The sequence below is a fragment of the Burkholderia sp. Bp8991 genome (assembly GCF_003853795.1).
Classification (GTDB): Bacteria; Pseudomonadota; Gammaproteobacteria; order Burkholderiales; family Burkholderiaceae; genus Burkholderia.
On sequence record NZ_QTQJ01000018.1, the window covers coordinates 24698 to 48010 of the forward strand.

Genomic DNA, 23313 nt, shown 5'->3' on the forward strand with positions numbered 1-23313 from the left:
ATCACGCCGGCGTCTGCAGCATCCCGGTCGGCGAAGCGGCGCGCGTGCAATCGACGTGCACCATCGCGCGCTGTATCGCGGCACCGAGACTCTCGACGCGAACGTTTCGTTGCTCGCCGAAATCGTTCGCGAAGTTGCGCCAAATAAAGTAGTCGCTATTGGTCGGTTCGGTTCCGAGCGCGTCGAACACCGAAGTCAAAGCAGGAACGTGATCGCCGTAAAAGCACAGCACGGTCGGTCGTTCCCGCATGCGGAGATAATCAGTCAGCTTGCCGATCATGCCGTCGGCATTCTCGACATGTCGAAGATAGGCGGTCAGGTCGCGCCAGCGCGCGTCGTCGCCGAGCGTATGCCGCGATTCGGACTCACCCGGCCCGACCGATTCCAGATGCAGCGGGCCATGGTTTTCCATCGTGATCGCAAATGCGAATACCGGCCTGTCGCCGTGCGCCTGGAGGGCCGCGATGATCGCATCGGCCACCGGACCGTCGCCGATATACGGCCCGATTCGCGTCGCATCGCCGAAATCCCGAATGTCCAGAAAGCGGTCGAAATGCATGAACCGGAATGCCCGGTCGCGCCCGAAGAAGTCGGCGTGATACGGATGAATCGCGAGCGTGCGATATCCGCCTTGCTTGAACCAGCCCGCCAGCGACGCGCACGCGCGGCGCACGTACATGTACGGATAAAAGCGCGAATAGCCGAGCGCCGCCGACGGCAAACCCGTCAGCATCGCGAATTCGCTGCGCATCGTATTGGCGCCCCAGGCGGGAACGTCCAGGCTACCCTGCATGAATGCTTCGCTGCGGGCGCGATCGAGATTCGCGTAAGGCTCCGACAGCACGCTTGCGCCGAGACGGCGCGCGTCGAAATAGGATTCGCTCTGGATGACGATCACGTCCGGCGTGCTGTCCGGACGGCCGCCGGAGAATGGCCCGGCATCGACCGCGCGAAAGAACGCATTGCGTTCCGCGCGCCGCAGCCCGTTGACGAGGTAAGCGACGAACGTCGCGAGGAACCCCGTGCGGCGCTGGTCCGCCATCGGGTCGAGCGTCAGCGGCATGCGACGCGACAGCGCGACGCAAACCGGCACGCAAGCGGCCGCGATCAGTGCGGCGGCGCTACGCGCCGTCGAGCCGGCCGATTGTTCGAGCAGAAACCCGGTCGTCGCGACCGCAACGGCGGCAGCGATGCCGAGCACCTTGCCGGCACTCAGAAACGGCAGATAGAGACGCGGATGTGCGAATACCTGGCTGAACAGGCTCAGGTCCGTAAAGACGAAGGGCTCGCGCAGGGATTCGTATTTTGCGTTGCTGATGACCGCCAGCAAGCCGATCAGCACGAGGGCGACGGATGCCGAGAAAAGCGGCCGTGCCGTCACGGCGAAAGTCGCGCCCGCCACGATCGCGAACGCGCAGACATGCAGTGCGATCGCCGCCGGCGAACGGACGAGCGACGCGCGCGGATACGCGATGGCCTCTACGAGAAATGAGAGTGCGGCTGCGGCAGCCGCGAACGCGAATCCGGGCAGCACGTCACGCCTTCCCGCGCGGGAGGTAGGACAGACGACCGAGAATGGCATCCGCCAGCGTCGCCGGCAGCAGGCGCAGCAACTTGATGCCGAAGGCAAGACTGAACGGAAAGGCGATTTCCACGCGGCGTCGCGCGAGGCGCTTCTTGATGTATCCGGCGGCCTTGTCCGCACTCCACATGAATGGCTTGCTGCCCGGGAAGACGTCGCTCATTGCCGTGCGGACAAAACCCGGCATCACGACCGACAGGCCGATGCCCTCGCGTGCGAGGATCGGGCGCACGGAATCGCAGTAGGCGACCAGCGCCGCCTTGCTCGCGCAATAGGCGGGCGAGATGGCCATGCCCCGCAATGCGGCGAGCGAGCTGACGACCGCGATCTGTCCGCGCCCGCGCATGCGCATCCGGTCGATGGCCGGCAGCACCGCATGGAGTGCGCCGTACAGGTTGGTATCGACGACGTCGGCGGTACGCGCCATGTGCTCCCAGTCGTCGGCGGACTGCAGCGTGCTGGCGACGCCTGCATTCGCAATCATCAATTCGATCGGGTATCGCGTATCGAAATCGATCATCCAGTCCTGGACGGCGGCCGAATCGCGCACGTCCATGCAGCCGATCACGACGCGGGCGCCGCGCGCGCGGCATTCTGCAGCGACGGATTCCAGCCGTGCCGAATTTCTGCCAATCAACCCCAGCGTGATATCGGGCGCGGCATAACTCAATGCCAGCGCGCGCCCAAGCCCGGCACTACTGCCGGTTATCACGATTGCTCGTGGCCCGTTTGCGCTCACCCGCCCTCCCCGGTTGCGAATATTGCTGTTTTTCCATCGTTTTAAACGAACATTGTTTTTCAGCGGCCGTCTGGTTATCGATCTCCAAGCGCCAAGCGCTGCCTGATATTTCGACCAAGCAGCGGACAACATTGTCGATTTATTGCGTTTGATTATTTCGTATGATTTGACTACGCCCGCAACATGCCACGCACTGATATCGCACATCGACGTGACGACGTGCGATCGCCCGAATCAGGGTTGCGAAAAAATGTGCGGACCATGCAGCGAACGCAACCACATGGAAATTTGCGCGGCGCGAAAGGCAGTTGGCCACAAGCTTACAACGCGCCGACGCGATCATACATCAATATTAATATTCGAGTAAAACCTTGCGTGTTACAACCGCTTACATCAGACATGCGCCGGCGGTCCTGCTCCATGCAAAGGTAGAAACTCGCGCTGCCTGCAATCCTCAAGTACCGGCCGCACACCGGTTCCCGAAGTACAAATATCGGAAAAAAATGCCGAACCGCTCTCCTGACCGTCCGGTCGCGACCGATCCTCAGGATGCTTTAATCGCGCAGATAACCGATGCGCGCGGCACCGCGCGGCGGACAGCATGCGGGCATCCCGCAAGCAATTCTTAAAGTTCTCCCGGCTATTTGTCAGACATACCCTCCGACCTGGCGAGTTCGACGAAAGGCTGTCTGGTGGCATTCTGCTCCGTCCAATTGGGACGGATAGAATTCCTCGAATGTTCTTTGCAAATCTTGATGATCCTTCGACTCGCTTGGTTCGCTGAACTATGTATGGAGATCGTCAGGCAGCGTCTTCGACCGGCGTCAGACCGGCGAAGCGAGCGCAACCGGACGGCCGCGCCCTCGGTAAAAATGAATGGGCCGCCCACGGCGGATCGAGCGGCCGGTCAGTGCATCAGCGGTCTGCGGAACTCGTCTTACGGTATCGATTGTTATTGCGCGTTCCCTCGTCGCGCAAACATTGAGGTTGCTTTCGATGCTGACAATTTCTTTACGCAGGCCACATGGAAGAAAGGAAGGTGCCCTTAACGAATCGGCAATTCTCGCCCGTCAATTGGACCGATTCGACTGCGCGCACCTTGAAATCACGATTGCTCACGGGCACGGCGCTCTCGCCACGACCAATAGAGAACCATCCCGAAGCCGACGCAAACCGTTACGTTGAGCGGAATCAGAACGTAGTTCTTCTTCTGAATCGCCAGCAAAATCGTCACGAGCGAATAGGAAAACGTGGCGATTTCTCCGGCCAGCAGGACTGCATTGATACGCGGCATCGTGGAACGATAGGCTTCCTTTCCTTTTGGTGTGCGATGAAAACCGCTATACACGCCGAAAACGGCGCGCACGCCCCCCGCAAAGTAATACCAGGCCATCGGCAAGAACATCGCGATATAAAGGTAGGTATCCCATACGGTTTTCAGAACACTCGGTTTGTCGTCGAATCTCGCGCCCTTGCGTGAACCGAACGCATTCGCAAGCGCCCAGATTGCCACCAGTACAAAAAAGACGAATGCGCCGAGATGAATACCTTCGCCGTCGAAATGCACCAGGCAGGTCAACGGCAGGCTGAGCAGGATCAGCACATAGATCGAAGCCAGCAGCACGGACGAGAACATCACCGAGATCGCGTGCATCCGCTTCATCAGCGGCATGCTTTGCGACAACATTTGCCCGACATGCTTGAACCCGCTGTGGATCAGGCCGCGCCCCCAGCGTTCCCGTTGAATGCGAAACGCGCTGATGGTCTCCGGCAGCACCGACATGGAAACGACCTCTCGCAGATACGCGTATTTCCATTCACCGAACTGCGCGCGATAGCCGAGGTCCACGTCTTCGGTGACCGTCGACGCATTCCAGCCGCCCAGTGCATCGACGCACTCCTTGCGCCACACACACGAGCTGCCGCTCAGCGAAGCCATGTCGCCGTCCTCGCTCAGCCCTACCGTCACGTACTGCTGGTGACCCATTTCCATGGCCTGGAAGCGCGTCAAAAACGACGCGTCGCGATTCTCGTAGCCGATACCGGTCTGAAGGAAACCGAGCTTCGGATCGGTGAAGCACGGAATGGTCTTCAGCAGGAAATCCGCCGGCGGCACGAAGTCCGCATCGAAGATCGCAAAGAACTCGCCGCACGACTGCTGGATGCCGTTGACCAGATTGCCGGCCTTGTAGCCCGTTCGCGACTGGCGCTTGACGAGCCGGATGTTGATTCCGTCGGCGGCGTAGCGATCGACTTTGGCCCGTGCCAGTTTCGTCGTCGCATCCGACGAGTCGTCGAGCACCAGGATCTCGATCTCGTTCGGCGGATAGGTCAGCCGGCAGGCCGCGTCGATCAGCCGCTCGACCACCTCGGACTCGTTGCAGATCGGCAGCAGCACACTGACCCGAGGATGAAACCCGTTTTCGGAAATCCGGACGGGCTGCGCCAGGTCGGTCAGCTTGCGCCGTTCGACCTTGCGCGAAATCAGCAGCACGCGCAGTTCGAGCAGCACGTACAGCGCAAAGTAGAGCACCACCAGCAGAAACACCAGCTGGGCAGCATAGGAAAGCAGCGCGAGCATCGTGACCGCTTCTCCTCAGATCTTCACGACGGCGAAGATTTCCTCCAGCCGGTGCGCCCACGTATGGTTTTGTCGTACGTAGCGTGCGCCTGCCTCGGCCCGGTCCAGATCGTCCTGCGACGGACCGTGCCGAAGCCGCGAAAATAACTCCCGCGCCTCGTCAGGCGTATCGATCACGTGGCAGAACCCGCGGAAGTACCGGTCGACCGAGCGGCTCGCGTTGGTCACGGCGATGCCGCCGCACGCGAGGATTTCGACCAGGCGCCGCGAGAACATCGTCTCGGAGCCCGTCACGGAATTCACGTTGATCGAGATCGCATGGGATTTGTACACATGCGCCGTTTCCCGATGCGGCACCTTGCCATGCACGCGCAGCCCGCTCTTCTTCGGATAGCGAAACTCGAAGAAGCGCGACAGGCGATCGTGATTGCGGTCGAATACGTTGAGCGGCAGATTGCTCTGCTCGCAGGCGTCGAACACCATGTCGAGAAAGCGGCGGCGTTCGTTCAGGATGCGCCGGTAATAGCTGCCCGTGAAGCACGCCTCGTTGCGCACGAAATTGAAGCCCGAGAAGTTGTGTGACGCCGGCTGATACGGCATCACGAGCGTATTCACCGGCACATGCGCGGGCACCTGCTGCCGATACCGATCGAGACACTCCTCGTCGGTCGTGAATACGTAGTCGAATACCTTCGCCACGTCGACGAACGTGTCGAAGAACGCGCCGTCGTCCTTGTTCCAGAATACGGTCGGCACACCCGCGCGCCTGGCGAAGTCGACCAGGCGAAAGATCGCCGTCGGCTTGCCCAGGCGCATCGGCAGCGACTGTCGCGCCAGCTCGTAGCGCCAGCTTCCGTCCACGCCATGAAACGCCGATTCCACGAACACGAGATCGGGCTTCCAGTTGCCGATCACGTCCGCGTAGTTGGCAGGCGTCATGGTGCGCACGCGGCATTCCGCCGACAGGCAATCCGCCGTGAAGTAATCCGTGACGAGCGCGATCTTCAGGCGCCCGAAGCGCCCGGCCTGCGCCACGTCCTCCGCAACCGTCGGGTAGTCGTAGACCAACGAACCCAGTTTTCTAATGACCCTGCCGACCATTTAACCCCTCACCCTGCGACATTGGCAGTGCGTTCATGACAAATTCGCGCCAGCGGCGCTGCGTGGCCGCGTATTCTCTCGCCTGGCCGCGCAACGCCGCGAGCGTGCCGCGATCGGACAGCGCCGCATCGATGACCCGCGCCAGGTCGACCGCATCGCCGGCCTTGAAAAACCAGCCGGCCGGACTCGGGCCCAGTTCGTCGCGAAACACCGGCAAATCCGGCACGATCACCGGCTTGCCCATCGCGAGCGCCTCCACGAGTTTGATCGGCGGCACGATCTCGCAAACCTTGAACGGTTTGCGAGGAATGCACACCAGCGCGCAACGGCCGAGCGTCCTGCGCGCCTGCTCGGGCGACGCCCGGCCCAGAAAGCGAACCTGCTCCGCCAATCCGAGGCGTCGGACCTGTGCCTCCAGCGCCGGCCGTGCCTCGCCTTCTCCGACGATCTCGACCCGCACCGTGCGCCCTTCCCCGATCAACCGCCCGACCGCATCGATCAACGTATCGAGCCCTTCATAGCCGATCAGCGAACCCGCATAGCCGATCGTGTCCGCGTCGATCTCCTCGGGTTTCGACGGCGTAAACCGCTCGGGGTCCACGCAATTCGGCAGCAGATGCATCCGCTCGCCGGCAATCCCCCAGCGGTCCCGCGCGAACCGCCCCAGCTGCGCCGAGATCACGAACAGCTTGTCCGCGTGACGGGCCACCAGGCCCTCCAGTTGCAGCCCCTGCGCGAACCCCTGGCGCCCTTCGTATTCCGGCATGCGCGAGATGCGCGTCAACTCCCACAACCCGCGCATCTCGTACTGGAACGGGATGCCCAGTTGCCGCGCCGCCAGCAGGGCCGGCAGCGCGTTCACGTGATTCGACGCCGCGTGGATCACGGACACGCGATGCTGCATGGCCACGCGCGCGATGACCGGCGCTGCCTGCAACGCATACATCAGCACCGGCCGGTTGTTCAACGGTGCGCTCGCATGCAGATACCGGACCTCGCTGACCTGCGTGTCGCTTCCCGCGACATCCATCAGGCGATCCACGCGATCGCCGGGATAACCGGGCCGCGTCAGCGGATGCACGCGACCGCCCGCAGCGGCCAAGGCGCGAACGACTTCGTGCGTGCGCGTCGTATAGCCGCTCGTGTGATACGGCAACGCGCTAGCCGCCACGTACAGCATGCTGTCCGGATCACCGACGAACGGCACGCCGCGCGAACGCTGCTTCACCTTGCGCTCGAGCACATGCGCCGTCAGTCGACGGCTCATCGCGAGAAGCGGCTCGGTCAACGCCGTCTGCAACGAATCGAGCATCGTGCTCATGCTTTCACCGCCCCGGCCGCCTTCAGTTCGGCATGGGCGAGATCAGTCGTATGCGTGGTCCGGATCTTTCCTCGGGCCTGCAGGTCCAGGAATTCCGCCGTGGTGATCACGTCGTAGTCCTTCGTCAGCCGCGACAGCAGCTTCCGGTAGCCTTCGACACGCTGGTCGTCCCGGTAGGTCGCGTGGCCGTTTTCGTCCCAATACAGCAGCGACCACGAATGGAGCAGGAAGATCGAGAACGTCGGACTGCCGCTGAACGCGTCGAGCAGCAGCTTGCCCCACCACGGACGGAACCGGAAATACGGCGACTCAGGGTAAGTCAGGCGTGCCCACCATTCTTCCTTGCCCACCTTCGGCAGGATTTTCTTTTCCGTCATCGGCACCTCGATCACGCCGTTCGACCACTGGAACGGCAGATTCGTGGGCTCGCTGTAATTGCACTGCCCGGCATGAACGGCGCACAGGGAATTGTTGAACGACAGTTGTACGCCGGTGGACTTCAGCGCCCGGATCGTCGACGCGTTCCAGCGGAACGAACCTGCACGGTGCGCCAGCACCGGCTTGCCCGTTTCCGCCGAAATCAGCCCGCCGAAGTGGCGAATCACGAACTCCGCGCGCGCATCGTCCGTGTATTGGTTCATGTATTGCGGACGCCGCGCGAGGCCGTGCTCGGCCCAGAACGCGTCCGGCAGGTATTCGGGATGCGTGTGCAGTTGCACGTCCTGCCCTGCGGCATCCAGTCGGCGCACGACGTCCTTCGTCTCGTCGAGATACGCATATGCGCCGCACTGGTCCACGAAGAACACGTGCTTGACGCCGAACTCGTCGCCGATGGAAGCCATTTCACCGACCCCCGCCCGCCCCTTTTCGTGCACACCCCACATCAGCCGTTTGACGTGATCCTCCGTGGCGCGCTTGGGCAGCGCCTCGGTATCCACCGTCAACATGGCATAGCGATTTCTATCCATCATGTTCAGTTCACTTCCACCAGTGCCTTCCAGTCGGCGTCGTTGGCCTGCGCCGCGGCCGGCGGAACGATCCGCGCATCGCGATAGCGCCACGCAAGGTACGCGCGCTTTCTCTCGCGATAGGAACGGTCCTCACCGCTCAATTCCGGCAGGTATTCCACCAGCCAGCCCAGCCGCGAATAGAAGGCGAAATCGGCCACGTCGGTCACCAGTACCGGCGCCAGCGCATCGTTACCTCTCAGCCGCGCGGAAAATCCTTCGCACGCACGGCGCAGTGCATCGCGCTCCGTACCCGGCGCCCAGATCAGCAGCGTGTTCGCTTCGGCCGTAACCGGTGCGTGCTTCAGGGTCGACAGCCACGGATATTTCGTCACGTGAGGCGGAATCACGCCCAACGTGGCCAGCAAGCGCCTGGCACCGCGCCACGCGCGCTCCTTCAGCGTGGCAGGCGGTTTCCCGGCGAGCAGGTCGTGGCGCGTCAGCAACGTCCAGTCGGGCTTCGCCGCCAACGCACGCAACTCACGCCTCAAGGTCCGGGTTTGGTCGATGATGCTCAATGCGTTCGCCTCTTGTCAGCAATCCTGGCGATGATCTCGTCCGCCGCGAGCGACGCGCCGTTCATCGGCACCGCGCACTGCGCCGGTCCTGCATCGGGCAACAGGCCCAGCAGCGCGTCGACGGCCGTCTTGCGCTCCTGTTCAGTCTCGCACGCCGAAACGACAGCCGGCATCACGTCGGCGACCATCAGTGCGCGACGCACCTGATCGTCCACCAGTTGTGCGTTGGGCACCAGCAGCGCGGGAACGCCCGACTGCACAAGTTCGCAGCAGGTGTTGTAGCCCGCTGCGCCGACAAATGCATCGAACGCACGCAGATAGCGCGCCAACGGATAGACCGAGACCGGCAACACGCCGGCCGGCAATTCGACGTCACGCACCGAAATGGGCGCACGCGCCCAGACCACCTGGAAACCGGCCGCCTCGAAGGAGGCGATCAGTCCGTGCCCGATTCCGGCGACATCCTTCAGATTGCCCGGGCCGAGCGAAAAGAGGACGAAGCGGCCCGCCTGCGGCAGGCCAAGCGCATCTCTCGCCGCTCCTCGGTCGAGCAACTCGTCGTCCTCCAGCAGGCAGACCGGCGGAACCGTCAGCCGCGTGCCGCCGTTCGTCAGGGACGCGCGTGCTTCGGTCGCACCCAGTTCACCGGGCTGGATCACGAGATCGAACAACGATTCGTCCACCGGCACCGCCTTGGTATCGGCTTTGAGCAGCCCGCGATTGGACCACACGAGGACGGGCGATCCATACATTTCGCAGGCCGTCAGCAAACCCTTGAACGGCCACGTGCCGTCGAATACGACCGCATCCGGACGTACCCGCTCCAGCATCAGGCCCAATCGGACGGCCAGTTCACTGTTCCAGCCGAACGTCGAACTCGACGACCAGTAATGCGAAACGAAGTAGTCCGCTTCGAATCCCATCTCCTCGATGATTTCGATCGCCGACGCCAGCGAAAAGAAATACGGGCGAGCGCGGCCCCGCAGGCGACGCGCGTATGCGAGGCAACGGTTCAGGTGGCCCATGCCCGAGCCGTTCACGTTGAAGAACAGGATGCGCGGCAACGCGCTCGCCGCGCCTACCGCGTGACCGGACTGCTGGTCGATCATGCGTCCCCGCCGAACAGGTCGCGCGTGTAGACCTTGGCTGCGACGTCGGTCAGATCGTCGGTCAGCCGGTTTGCAACGATCACGTCGGCGGAGTGCTTGAATTCGGCCAGATCGTGCACGACCGACGAATTGAAGAACGTCGATTCGTGCAATGCCGGCTCGTAGACGATGACCTCGACGCCCTTGGCCTTGATACGCTTCATGACGCCCTGGATGCTCGACGCGCGGAAATTGTCGGACCCCGCCTTCATCACGAGACGGTAAATGCCGACAACCTTCGGCTTGCGCTTGAGAATGCTTTCGGCGATGAAGTCCTTGCGCGTGCTGTTCGACTCGACGATCGCGCGGATCAGGTTCTGCGGCACGTCGCGATAGTTGGCCAGCAGCTGCTTCGTGTCCTTCGGCAGACAGTAGCCGCCGTAGCCGAAGCTCGGGTTGTTGTAGTGCGCGCCGATGCGTGGATCGAGACAGACGCCGTCGACGATCTGATGCGTATCGAGACCGTGCTGCGCGGCGTAGGTGTCCAGTTCGTTGAAATACGCCACGCGCATCGCCAGATACGTATTCGCGAAGAGCTTGATCGCCTCGGCTTCCGTGCTGCCGGTGAACAGCGTCGGAATGTCCTGCTTGATCGCCCCCTGCTTCAGCAGATCGGCGAACGCCTCGGCTCGCCGCGAACGCTCGCCGATCACGATCCGCGAAGGGTGCAGGTTGTCGTACAGCGCCTTGCCTTCGCGAAGGAATTCCGGCGAGAAGATCAGGTTGTCGGCGCCGAGTGCCGCACGCGTGCGCTCGGTGTAGCCGACCGGAATGGTCGATTTGATCACCATTACCGCGCGCGGGTTGATCGCCATCACGTCGCGGATGACGACCTCGATCGAGCGGGTGTTGAAGTAGTTCGTATCCGGATCGTAGTCGGTCGGCGTGGCGATCACCACGTAGTCGGCCCCGGCGTACGCGTCTTCCTTGTCCAGGGTCGCGCGGAAGTTCAGATCCTTGTGGCGCAGGTAGTCCTCGATCTCGGCATCCTCGATCGGCGACTCCTTGCGGTTGAGCATCGCCACCTTCTCGGGGACGATGTCCAGAGCAACGACTTCATTGTGCTGCGACAGCAGGACGGCGTTGGACAGGCCGACGTAGCCTGTGCCGGCGATAGCGATTTTCATGCAAACATCTCTCAGACAGATAAAGAAATCCGCTGCCTTCCTTCCGGCCAGGACAAGCGCACCCATAGGCGATCCGTGCCACGAAAAGCAACTTCATTCCATTGCAAACATCCCCCAAACGGCCGAGGCCAATGGGCCGTCGTCCAGGGGAAGTCTGTTCAAATTCAGCGGTGCCCGAAATTGCGTTTCAATGCCGCGCTTTCAGAGCCAGGCTCCAGTGCCAACAGGATCAAACCGATCACATCGTCACACTCAACCGCGAAACGGGAGCCCTCTGACATGCGGCAACGCACTAGCTTCCGTGACATGATCCGCAACCTCCACAATCCGTGGCCGCTTCACTCGCTAGTTCGAGGCGTCACTTGACGTCCGAATCAGTTTCAACACCAGATCAGAGACGAAGTTACACGGCACCTCAGACTTGCAGTCCCTCGGGCGATCTCTATTGTCCGCAGGTAAGCTAAACCACGAAATCGCATAATTGGCGTCGGCGCTATCAGGTGCCGCGTCCCCAATGGCGACGGGACGAATATTCAGCTCGGCGCCCTTCGGGGCCTGACGATCCTTGATGGCAATTGTCGGCGCCCATACGCTTGCACCAAGCACTTGTCGAGCCTTGAGTGAATCGTCATCGTACACAAACGTCTTCGTACCGATATCCCGTTGATGAACCTGTTCGATCAGGCGACCGTTTCTCATCTTCACGCCTGAGAAATTGATCTCACTCGGAATCGTCCCGCCGCCCCTCGGGTCCCACCGATAGGTCCATTGGGTCGCTGGCACTGACTTCCACCCGTTGTTTTCTCGTCTGGCGTGGAACAACTGTGTAGCACCGGTCGAATCGAATTTCAGGTATGAGATGACCGGGCGGCCTGTTGCATCGAATCCGATCCGCACATTGTTGATCAGTCCGCTACCCTTCGGAATGGCGTCCACAACCTCAGCTGTGGCTGGCGTAATAGGCAATGGTACAACCTCTCCTCGACTATTCCTCCAGGTGCGCAGATCAGAGCTCTTCGCATAACTGACGTTAAAGTTGGTTTCGACTCTGTAGGTCTCCCGCCAAACCCAAGCTACGTGGAAGAAGCCGTCCGGCCCTAACTGGTAATCCGAATGGTACGCGTTGACTGTGCTCTTTCCCGAGTTCGGAGCGAAGATCGGCTGGTCTGTCCAGCGGACCCACCGCGAACCTTCCAGCCGGTTGATCAATTCAATACCGTTGCCACTCCGGCCAGATCGGTATGAATATCCGAGCGCCCCATCAGCGAAGCGAAAAAAATACGGATAGGTTGTTCGGGCCTCGTCCGTTCCGGTCATCGGTCGTAGCGCATCAAGTCCAGTCAATCGATCCGGGCCGTCTGTTCGGGCATAAATCAACGGAGACACATGCATATTCCCCGATACATGCAGTCGGTTCTTGTCGTCCAGCACGAGAGAAATATAGTTGTGCTCGTCCCATCCCTCGAAGCGAGACGGAACCCTGACTTTCTCCTTGTCACCGGTGCATTTATTGATTTGCGCAACGGTGAGCCAGCGATCAGCGTCGTAGTAGGCAACGTAGACGAATTTCTTGCTTTCGAGCGAAGCGAACTCGACGTGCGCGCTCCCCCAGACCTGATCGATCGGCAGTTCTCGCGGCAGACCCTTGCAAGTATCGATGTCGCCGCCCGCAAACGACGAGGTTGAAAAAGCCATCGCCGCTGCAACAGCAAGACATTCGATCAAATATCTCGGCATCTCAACCCCTCTTTTGAGCAAAATCCACTTTTTCCATCGTTCAAGAACTCTTCAAACTGACGCTACAAATTTCGCAAGAGTTCCACTCACCACCCCAGCGACTTGCCTGTACCGATCCTTGCGTTTCCTACATTTGACTAAGTTCCGCAGCTCTCACATCGTATTCACGAACCGCCGCCTGAACAGCGCTATGCAGATCTTTGATTGCAGAAGACGAGAATGCTTCCCGAACTCGCCCCGGATAATCAGGATGCAATTTTTCGAGCGCGGCATTACCTTCGGCAACCAACTTGGCTTTCTCACCCTTGAAGCTGGCAGTTCGTACGTGGAATACGAACGACCACGGAGACAGAAGATTTTTATAACCAGCCTTCAGTCCACGCATGCAGAAGTCATTTTCCTCTCCATAGCCTCGCGGAAATGCTTCCTCATCAAATGCTCCAATCTTGTCGACAAGTTCCCGCTTGATATACATACAGAAGCCATTGCCGGTCGGAAGTTCAATCGGATCTTTAGGCGTACTCCCCGACAGAACCACGGACGCATATTCGTCATACGACATGCTGTCCGGTTTCGGATTCGCTCGGCCTGGAACAGGAAACGAAAATGCGCCTGCGTTGTCACTCATTGCAGTCACCGTGCCGACCGAGTCGGGCCCATACGCTGCGATTCTCAGTCCAAGTAACCAATTCGACGTCACCACCGTATCGCTGTTCAACAGAACGACGTCATCCGTACCGGCGAGCTTCAGCCCTCTATTGACCGTTTTCGTATAACCGATGTTTCGCTCGTTACGAACGACGGTCACATTGCCCACGCCGTCGAATTTCGAGAGAGCGGGAAACACTTGCTGATCCGGACTTCCATCATCGATAACGAGCAAGCGCGTATGTTGCGGGTCCGTATTTGCGATGACGCTTTCGATGCACGCTATCGACTCGTTCAGTGCGTTATATACAGGAACGATTACCGTGACATCCCGACTAACTGCGTGTGACGGAAAACGCCCGTATCTTTCCGTCGCGAGCTTGAGCATCTGCTTGGCTTGGTCTGCAGCCCGCGATACTTCATTCACGACCTGCTCTCGTCGGAGAATTTTCGAGAACGCCTTGCCGAGGTTGCCTTGAAGCGTTGCAGGGGTGTATTTCTCGAGGACAAATTGCCGCCCTGCCTCGCCGAAGGTGTCTATCAGTGCCGGGTTCGCACAGAGCGCCCTGACCTTCTGTGCAACCTGTGCAACATCCCGATATGGAACCAAGAATCCTGTTTTCCCAGATTGGACGAGCTCGCCCAATGCACCCCAGTCGTACGCGATAACGGGGCGTCCTGCCGATAGCGCTTCGGCTACCGTTCGTCCGAACGATTCGGCAAACAACGACAGGTTGAGGACCACATTGACACCCACTAGCGCCTCACGAGGCGTTTGTTTGTATCCTGCAAAAACCACATTTCGTGGAATCCGTCCACTCTCCTGAAGCGCCATGAGCTCGCTTATTTCCTTTCGCTCTGGCCCAACCAACCAGAATCTCGCCGCCGGGGCGATTCTTTCGCAAATTCGAGCCACCTCGACAAGATCATAGATCCCCTTTTTCGGGATATTGCTGCTGATCAGCGCGAATGTGATCTCCCCCGGATAAATGGGGTTGGGCACATCAAGGCACGTCAGATCGACGACGTTTGGTGCTACAAACGTGCGATCCGGGTGTCCCAGCGCCTGAGCAGTCGTCCTCGAGTTCGCCACGACGTAGTCGGCGCTCGCATACACGTGGCGGGCGATGTCCTCGGGCGACATCCCGATAGCCTTCGAAAGATGCTCATCATTCGAAATCATTTCCCGCACGTGAACGACGCTGGGCACGCCACACTCCCGAGCAGCGAGCAACGGCTCCCGGATAACGATCGTGTTGACGTAGACGGCATCGATCGAATGCTTTTTAACGATGGCAGAGAATCGTTCCACGGCAGATCGCGACATCGGTACTTCTTTTTGCCAGTGGTGATACTCGAAAACATATAGCGCATGGACGTACTGTAGAACCTCTGCCAGATACTCCTCATTGCCGAAACCCGGAAAGGTTGCAACGACGTTGAAACCGCATCCGTTCAATGCGACGAGCATATCCAGGAAGCTTCGCTCACCTCCGAACAACTGCGTTCCGGCCGCGTGCGCACACAGGAGCAGCCACGGCGCATCCGGCCGGATCGACCGCTTTCCGCCGACAAACGTATCTCGCTTAGGCACAACAGCGTCACCCGATACGTCCGTAATAGGCCAGGACACGGCGTGCTCCCGGTCAAGGGTGGTCCGTGTCTCGGCGCGAGCGACCACAGGACGATAGACCGCAATACCCCTCTCCAGATTTCTTTCCGAATCGACTCGCCACTCCTTCACGACGTACCCATCCTCCGCATAGTAGGAGAAGTCGTCAGGCGTGTGCTTTTCCGACCATCGCGCAATAAATTTTGCTCGATTGTGCGCAATATATTTTCCGCGGCCGGGCGTCTTGCCTTCATAGTGAATCACCGTGGCGTCTGCGGCGTACCAACAATGTCCATGAAAGCGCTCTCTGAGCCTGAGGCATAGATCGATGTCCTCTTGCCCGTTGATGAATACAGGATCGAATCCTTCGATTTCCGCAAAATCCTCGCTGCGCAGCGCTATACAGGCAGCCGTAATGGCCTGGAACGGCCGACTCTTGTTGATGCACTCGGCATCCCCCGGAAATTCCACGTATATCGGATAGCCGAGGGCACTCCATCGCGAAAACACCACCCCGCCACATTGCAGCGTTCCGTCCGGGAACAGGAGCTTGGGCTGGACGGCCATGACCTTTGCATCCGCAAGGGGCTGTACCAATTTTTCCAGCCATCCATTCGTGACCGTCGTATCGTTGTTCAGAAACACGACTGACTTCCCGCTTGCGTGCGCAAAGCCGACGTTGCAGCCAAGGGCAAAATTCAGGTTCTCCCAATTTCGCACGACTTTGACCCGCGTACCGCTCTTGAGCTTTTCGACCTGCGCCGCCGTAACTGGGTCGCTGCCATTGTCGACGAGAATGACTTCCCATGACAGCGTAGAATCCGCGTCCAATATCGATTGCACGCATTTCACGGTGAGCTCGGGTTGGCCATACACAGGAATCACGATAGACACGTCGAGCGTGCGAGGCTTCCGAGATTCCGCGGCGAGCCGATTCCAGTCGATCAGCGTCCTGTTCAGTACTTCGAACCGAAACTGCGGCTCCCTCTCAGGCTCGCTGAACAGCAACCTGCCCTCTCGCGCACCGCTGGACAGATAATGGAACAACGGCTCAACCCTGTGTCGCCTGACATCCTGATTCTGAGACAGATATTGTGTCGGACTGAATGACTTGACCGGACGCTTTCCGCTGAAGCAACCGATCAGAATGTAATGCGCCAACGCATCGACATCCATCGGCAGTTCTTCGGAATACTGAAATCTGTAAAGCGCTTCGTCAAAGACCCCCGCCTTCCGGATCGCGTCCACATATCGCGCAAGACTAGCTCGATGCGCAAGAGCGGCACCTACGTCAGCCTTGCCGACGAAAGCGGAATTGTTCGTCAACTGAAGCGTGCAATTTCCTTCGCCGCTGCTCGAGCCGTGCAGCAGGCCGACGCTGCCTCCGTAAATGGTCGGCAGTAGTCCAAATGCGCGCTCTAATGCGTGTTCGAGTTTTCCGTCCTTATTATTCGCAGCCTGCTGGTCCGCGATATGAAAGGTTGCATACTCGCAAATTTTTTCGAGCAGTTCGGGGCGAACCCAAAACATCGTTCCAGCAAAAAATCCCCAGTCCGTCTCGGGAATGTCCCTCCCGTAGCTCTCCCTCAAGATGCGCGAAACGTTCGTCTTGTTCTCGTACATCAGTCTGGGCGCCGATTGATACAGCATCGCTGGTCCTGCCAGGCAGAGTTCCGGATGCTCATCGAATGCGCGAACCACAGAGGAAAAGGAGTCGTCGGAACCCAGCAAGCTGTCGAGCATCACATTTCGCCACACCACCGCAGATTCGTCATAGCCGCGCTTGGTGTGAATCTTGCACACAGCCATGTATCGCTCGTTGATCAACGTAGGAATCACCGAGAGAAATGGAAGGATGTCCATCCCGCGATTGGGACCAAAGGCGAATCGCGCATTCGGGAAACTGCGAAGAACATTTTCGTGCGCGCTCGACGCGAGTTCAACAGGCGCCGTCACAAAAAGGTCGAAAGCGGTACCGATTCGCTCCAATCGCCCACAAATTTCCGGCCAGATCTCCGGATAAAAATAGTGGACGACGACGGCAATTCGACCGGACACGCCACTGCGCCCTGCGTTCGCCCACGGACGAGCGCCTGCCGATCCAGCGGCGCCCCCAGTCGCAAGCTGGCGTGCGTCTACACCTCCCCGGTCATTCGTTGTCTCAGATCCCGGATGGCGTGCGTCTGCGGTGTTCAACAGGTATTGCAGCGTCTCGCGAACATTTGCGTCCAAGCTGTTGAGAAGGAGTTCACCGCCTTTCGACAGGGGTAAATTGCGGTATTGCTCGACAGCCTGACGCAGGCGAAGCACATTTGTGTCGTGGCCAAGCTCGGTATGAAAATAGGCACGCCCGGCCTCGCTCAAGCGGTCAGCAGTACCGGAATCACTCAATACCTGCCCCAGCTTGGCACTCAACGTTTCTGGCGTGACCGCCAGAAGCGCGCCTCGCGCAAAGACATCGACCAGCGCCTGGGTCTCGCTTGCCAGAACAGGCATGCCGACGGCCAACGCGTCAGAGAGCTTGGCCGGAATCTGACGCTGTGCAACAGCCGAACCGACATCCTGCAACAGAACGCAGACGTCCCCTACCGCAGCGATTTCTGGAGCACTTTCGATGGGTTGATTGCCGATGAAAAGGTATTCGACACCGGCAATCGCTTGCAATCTCGCCTTCAGTGCCGCATCGGAGAATTCGCCGACTATGACGAACACCAAGTCATTCCGCTTGAGTGCCGCTATGGCCTCGGCTGTTTCAAGCAACCCCTTGTGCGTCCTCGGCGTACCGAAAAACAGTACGACCTTCTTCTCTTGCGGCACACCGTGCTTTTCCCGGCACTTTCGCTTGAACTCCGGAGATGCATCAAAGAGCTTTTCATTCCGCGCATGCTGAATGACTTGACCGCCGTAGCGCTGCTTGAGAACGGTGTTCGAAACAGTAACGCCGTCGAAAGATTCTGCAAGCCCGACGGCCAGACGCGTCCAGTTCTTCCCCGCAAGGTCTGCTAGAGCAGGCAGTTGATGGTGTTTCTGGATGTATTCGTCAATGCCGACAGACGCGTCGTCGCCAAAAAAGGCAAGTTCGTCGTCGTCGACGTCAACGATGACCTTGGCACCCCAAATCAGCTTGTAGAGAATCCCCAGGAAGATATTCGGGGCTCGCGGCTTGGACAGATGCACGATGTCGCAAGGATGGTCCGCAACCAGTTCGATCGCCTGATCGATATAGCGCGACTCGTCGTCCGCCACGAAGCAGTGCTTCGCGATCCGACTTCCTCGAATAGGCTCCCAGATCTGTCGCCCGTACTTCGGAAATATGCTGCCGACGATTTCCACGTCCGCGAAGTCTTCGTACAACATTGCCAGCGTGTACGCACGCCCGGCGGGATTGCGCCCGAGATCCCAACCACACACGCCTACACGCGGTTTTTTGACACATTGGCGCTCTCTCAGGTACTTCCTCCGCGCCAAAACGAAATTCGCCGAGATGTGCTTGGCCAACCCCGGAGCCTTGAGCAACACCCGTGCGTAGTGGCGAATAGCGTCTTCGAAGTTTCCCGCCCGCATCGATGCGTTGCCAAGTGCGAGAGACGTATCCAGATTTTTCATATTTTTTTGGACTTAGTTTTTAAATTTGAATTGAATGTCCAGCAGTGTGACGGGCCCATTCGTCTGCCGCCAGCCGATGTCATGACTGGGTTGCTCGTTGTACTGCAGCAACATACTCAATACGTTTTCCTGCTCCCACCGCAATCGGTCGATTACGGGTTCCGCGAACCCGAGATCCTCATCCCACAGAACCCGGGTGTTGTCTTGATGCCAGGTGTACTCGGGGGCGGCCAGTACTGTCGCAACCATTCTTCCGTCGCTGTGATCTCCGCGAGTAATGATGTACGCGTTGTCCAGGCGGTCGATAACGATTTCCGGCCGACTGATCGGGATCTGCAGCGTTCCACCACCTTGCAACGCAAATGGCTCAACGCGTTGCGATACGATCTGGTGATGCCATTGCTTACCGTCGTACCGCAAGTGTTGATACTGCGGGATGCCGTTTGAATCATCGGCATAAAAAACGATATGCGGACGATTGCAGCTATCGAGCGCCATGCTGCATTGATTAATGAGGTTGCTGCCCGGAGACACCGGATGAACCGTTTCAGCATTTACCGGCGTAATCGGAAGCTGGTAGCCTCGCCCTTTGGACGTTACCCAACTGACCCCATTGTCTAGCGAGCAGGCGTAGCCGATATTGATGTTGTTGACTCGCTCCTCCACACCGAGCGTATGTGTACGCCAGACAAAGCTCAGGTGAAGGCTGCCGTTCCGACCGATAGCCGGGTGGTTCCAATAGGCGTTACTGGTCCACGGTTTCGACTCGCTACCGCTCAAAACAGGTGTCGGATGGTCCGTCCAACCCGCGGATGCCTCGTCGTAGGTCTTGAGACGCGCGGTGCCATTGTTGTGTACGCCATCGCGATATAGCAGCGTCAACGGAAAGCCATGATGCGGCTGCATGAAAGTCGGGTAGGTTACCTTCGTTTCAGCCTCTCCAGTCATGGGCAGTTCGTCGGTCCAACTCGATATATCGTTGGGTCGAGTGCTTCTGCGATATCGCAACTGCGTAGCGTGGTGATCGTAACAAATGTGCAGATGGTCAGCGCGATCGATACCGAGACTGATGCTGTTGTGAGCGTCTGCCAAATTGTATTCACCATACAGGTCAAACGTCTGCAGATCATCTGTCTCCAGATCACGGCGCACGACGCGCAGCGTATGCGCATCGACATAAAAGGCCGTGATTTGCTTTCCCTGATGAGTCAGAACACCGTGGTGGCGAAAGATAACCGTATTGATCGTATTTCCGGCCCAAGCATCACCTAGATCGAACTCAGCCAGCTTGACGACATGAAAACGTCGTGTGGATGAGTGCGAGAAAGGTCGATCCGATCGCGCAACGCTTTCCAGCTCTCTGTCAAGATGACCGGGCGCTACGCCAAGTTCGCTGCACTGCTGGTGGATTCGTGCCTTGGTCAATAGCGATCGGTCGGCCTCCGGTGTACCGACAGCAATGGAAGATTCGAAATGAGCGAGCGCCCGCGGCAGATTACCGGCCACAGCGGCGGCACGCCCCAAGCTGTTATGAACGCCTGCTGCAAGAATCTGGCAAAGGACCTTCTGGCTGATCCCCCAATCCTGGGCGAGTCGAATGAACTGTTTGGCTTCGGCGATTTGCCCGGTTTGCAGGCGGCCTGCCGCTGCAAGCAGGGCCAGCTTGGCTCGATCCGGATGGTGCTGCAAGACACCGCGCCCGAGTTGGGCGAGGCTGTGCCAGTCGCCGAACTGCCATTGCGTGCGCGCACGCTCCAGCAGATTCTCGTCGTAAGGAACAACGGCGGAATCGATCTCGACTACCGTGACGGGCTGTGCAGATTCCTTCGCCGCCGTCGTATAGCGAACGGACGCGGATTTCTTTCTCATAACCCGGACTCTCGAAGCAGAATATCCTTGATCAGGTCGAGTTGAGCTTCGGCCCGAACCATCTCCTCTTGCACAATCTTCTGACGCGCCGCCAGCTCCGCCTCGTACACCTGACGACTTTGAATCAGTTGTTCCAATACGTTGACTCGCGCGAGGCGTTCAGTTGCCTGCCTGGCAGAGTCATTATGTTGCCCAGCGAGCACCGACTTCTCCTGCTCCAGCTGTGCCCTGGCTTGCTTCAAGGCTTCGATTTCGTGACTGCGTTCGGCCATCTGCTTAGCGGCCTCTTCGTACCGACCAGTGAGCGCTGCCTTATCCTGCTCCAGTTGTGCCTTGGCCTGCTTGAGAGATTCAACCTCTCGGCTGCGCTCTCCAGATTGCTTCGCGGCCTCTTCGTACTGCCTTGCCAGCAGGAGCTTGCTCTGCTCCAGTTGCGCCCTGGCTTGTTTCAGCAATTCGACCTCCTGATACCGCTCGGCAGCCTGCTGCGCAAGTTCCTGATGTCGGCTCGCAAGTGCCACCTTGTCCTGTTCCAGAAGTGCATTCGCCTGCTTCAGCGCTTCGACCTCACGACTTTGCTCGGCCGCTTGCTTCGCCGCTTCTTCTTGCTGCCCCACCAGCATCAGTTTGTCCTGCTCCAACCGGGCGTTGGCAGTTTGCAGCGCTTCGACCTCCTGACTGCGCTCGGCCACCTGTCTAGTAGCGTCATCATGCTGGCCGATCAGGGCCGCTCGGTCTTGTTCCAATTGCGCATTGGCCTGTTTTAACGCATCGACTTCCCGGGCACGTTCAACCGACTGCTTGGTCGCATCTTCACGTTGTCTCGCCAGCGTCGCCTTGTCCCGCTCCAACTGCGTTGCGAGTTGCTTGAGTGAGTCGATCTCGCGGCTACGCTCGACCATCTGCTTCGCGGCCTCCTCACGTTGAGCCACCAGCTTCGCCTTGTCCTGCTCAAGCTGCACGTTAAGTTGTTTCAGCGTGTCGATCTCGCGGCTACGCTCGACCATTCGCTGCGTCGCTTCTTCGCGCTGCTGCGCGAGTACCAGCCCTTCTTGCTCCAGTTGAGTGTTGGCACTCTTCAACGCATTGGTTTCCTGAACACGTTCAGCGACTTGCTTCGCGACATCTTCATGCCGCCCCATCAAGACCGCATGGTCCTCTACCAATTGCATGTTGACCTGTTTCAATGCATCGACTTCACTGCCGCGCTCAGCCAGCAGTTTCTCGGCCGCCTGATGCAGACCGGCCAAAGTCGTCTTGTCCTGCTCAAGCTGCGCGTTGAGTCGCCTCAGTGCTTCGACTTCGCGGTCGCGCTCGGACGCATGCTTCGCTGCAGCATCGTGCAAATCGGCCAGTACAATCTTGTCTTTCTTGAGCTGCGCCATGATGCGCTCCAGCGCATCGACTTTCCGCATCTGCTCAGTCGCCTGTTTTGCGACCTTTGCGTACCGCATCTCCAGCGCCGACTTTTCCTGCTTGAGTTGCACCTTGGCTTGCTTCAGCACTTCGACCGCACGAGTACGGTCCGCCGCTTGCTTTGCAGCCTCGCGGTGCTGCCAAGTCAATGCCACCTGTTCTTGCCCAAACTGGGCGTTGGCTTGCTTCAGGCTCCTGATTTCCAGGGCATATTCATGCACCTGCCTAATGGCCTCGTCATGCCGGCCCGTAAGAGCCAATTGGTCCTGCTTGAATCGGGTATTGAGCTGCTTCAATTCCTCGACTTCGCTCGCCCGTTCACGAACCTGCCGAGCGACCTCTCCGTAGAGATCTGTCAACGACTGCTTGTCCTGTTCGAGCCGGGCGTTCGCCTGCTTGAGCGTCTCGTTTTCGTCGCGAAGCGAATCGAGCTGCTTCGATAGCTCGTCCCTTTCCTGTACCAGGCCGCTCAACTGACGCTCAATCTCGGCGCGGCGCTCCGAAAACCCGATCTTCTGCTTGGCCTCGCGCTGCAGCGCGTGCCGTGCCTCATGGCGCAATTGGGCAGCCTGCCGGCCTTCCGACTCGCTAAACTGAATGTCAGAAGGCAGGACGTCCAGCATGGCACTCGCTTCGATGACATCACCCGCTTCATGAAGTCGGAACGCGAGCCATTTCAATCGGTAAGGCTTCGGATCCAGTGCATACGCGCGACGTGCAGCTTCAGCCGCGCACAGGCGATCACCTTTCATCAGATACCGCGCCAACGCAGTGTATCCGTCGGCCTGCATGGCGGGCGAACTCGACGTCTGCGACATAAGCTTGTCGACCGCGTCGAAACTCCCCGCACCGTACGCGTCGATGATCTTGTCGAATCCTTTTCCACCGAGCGATTCCGGAGGTGTCTGCCGACTATATGACCGCCAGATCCTCCAGAGCTTTCCAGGCAACGTCGCAATCGAGCCCGGGGAATCCGCGCCCTCGATCAGCAAGTCCCCCAGCTTCGAATTCAATGCGTTGCGAGACTCGGTCTGATGGACTTGCCGCTGAACGTCCACCAACGCATGTAAACGCCGGCTTTCCGCCAACGCTTCGGGCAGTTCATCGTCCACCCAGCCCCAACCGGTCGCACCACCAGCTTGCGGCTCGGCTGCAAGGTCGCCCGAAAACGGCTTATTCTGCAGATGGTGATGCTCGAGCGCCTCCTGAACCTGATGGAGTTGCAGGAGTAACAGCTCGTTTTCTTCTCCCATCTCGTGGAGACGAGACTCGAGATCATCCTGAATATTCTGGTTCATTAT

13 protein-coding genes are annotated in these 23313 nt (G+C 59.2%); all 13 read right to left on the reverse strand.

Annotated features, from left to right (window positions below; translation table 11 throughout):
• Position 1: 1 nt before the first annotated feature.
• A complete protein-coding gene (locus DIE02_RS20815; protein WP_124529702.1) occupies positions 2 to 1582 on the reverse strand; it encodes an LTA synthase family protein in 1581 nt (526 codons plus the stop codon).
• The gene (locus DIE02_RS20820) at positions 1536 to 2321 is read right to left on the reverse strand and encodes an SDR family oxidoreductase (RefSeq protein WP_044844076.1); all 786 of its coding nucleotides are present in this window, start codon (positions 2319 to 2321) and stop codon (positions 1536 to 1538) included. Before DIE02_RS20820 ends, DIE02_RS20815 begins: the two co-directional genes overlap by 47 nt.
• A gap of 1105 nt (positions 2322 to 3426) precedes the next feature.
• On the reverse strand, positions 3427 to 4902 hold the full coding sequence (locus DIE02_RS20825) for a glycosyltransferase (RefSeq protein WP_044844075.1): 1476 nt from the start codon (positions 4900 to 4902) through the stop codon (positions 3427 to 3429).
• Positions 4903 to 4917: 15 nt separating this feature from the next.
• Complete coding sequence (locus DIE02_RS20830; RefSeq protein ID WP_124529704.1) at positions 4918 to 6003, reverse strand: glycosyltransferase; 1086 nt, start codon at positions 6001 to 6003, stop codon at positions 4918 to 4920.
• Entirely contained in the window at positions 5984 to 7324 is a 1341-nt protein-coding gene (locus DIE02_RS20835) for a glycosyltransferase (RefSeq protein ID WP_260441516.1), read from the reverse strand. Before DIE02_RS20835 ends, DIE02_RS20830 begins: the two co-directional genes overlap by 20 nt.
• Entirely contained in the window at positions 7321 to 8385 is a 1065-nt protein-coding gene (locus DIE02_RS20840; RefSeq protein ID WP_235879350.1) for a polysaccharide deacetylase, read from the reverse strand. The genes DIE02_RS20835 and DIE02_RS20840 overlap by 4 nt, the downstream gene beginning before the upstream one ends.
• Entirely contained in the window at positions 8298 to 8849 is a 552-nt protein-coding gene (locus DIE02_RS20845) for a hypothetical protein (RefSeq protein ID WP_124529706.1), read from the reverse strand. Before DIE02_RS20845 ends, DIE02_RS20840 begins: the two co-directional genes overlap by 88 nt.
• Positions 8846 to 9958: a glycosyltransferase gene (locus DIE02_RS20850; protein ID WP_124529708.1), complete on the reverse strand. Its 1113-nt coding sequence runs from the start codon at positions 9956 to 9958 to the stop codon at positions 8846 to 8848. The genes DIE02_RS20845 and DIE02_RS20850 overlap by 4 nt, the downstream gene beginning before the upstream one ends.
• The gene (locus tag DIE02_RS20855) at positions 9955 to 11124 is read right to left on the reverse strand and encodes a nucleotide sugar dehydrogenase (RefSeq protein WP_124529710.1); all 1170 of its coding nucleotides are present in this window, start codon (positions 11122 to 11124) and stop codon (positions 9955 to 9957) included. Before DIE02_RS20855 ends, DIE02_RS20850 begins: the two co-directional genes overlap by 4 nt.
• 345 nt (positions 11125 to 11469) lie before the next feature.
• Entirely contained in the window at positions 11470 to 12861 is a 1392-nt protein-coding gene (locus DIE02_RS20860) for a BNR-4 repeat-containing protein (protein WP_124529712.1), read from the reverse strand.
• Between the two features lie 127 nt (positions 12862 to 12988).
• Complete coding sequence (locus DIE02_RS20865; protein WP_124529714.1) at positions 12989 to 18727, reverse strand: glycosyltransferase; 5739 nt, start codon at positions 18725 to 18727, stop codon at positions 12989 to 12991.
• A 12-nt stretch (positions 18728 to 18739) separates the two neighbouring features.
• Positions 18740 to 20596 carry a BNR repeat-containing protein gene (locus DIE02_RS20870; protein ID WP_124529716.1) on the reverse strand — a complete coding sequence of 619 codons (1857 nt, stop codon included), beginning with the start codon at positions 20594 to 20596 and terminating at the stop codon, positions 18740 to 18742.
• Positions 20593 to 23310: a hypothetical protein gene (locus tag DIE02_RS20875; RefSeq protein ID WP_124529718.1), complete on the reverse strand. Its 2718-nt coding sequence runs from the start codon at positions 23308 to 23310 to the stop codon at positions 20593 to 20595. The genes DIE02_RS20870 and DIE02_RS20875 overlap by 4 nt, the downstream gene beginning before the upstream one ends.
• Positions 23311 to 23313: the final 3 nt, after the last annotated feature.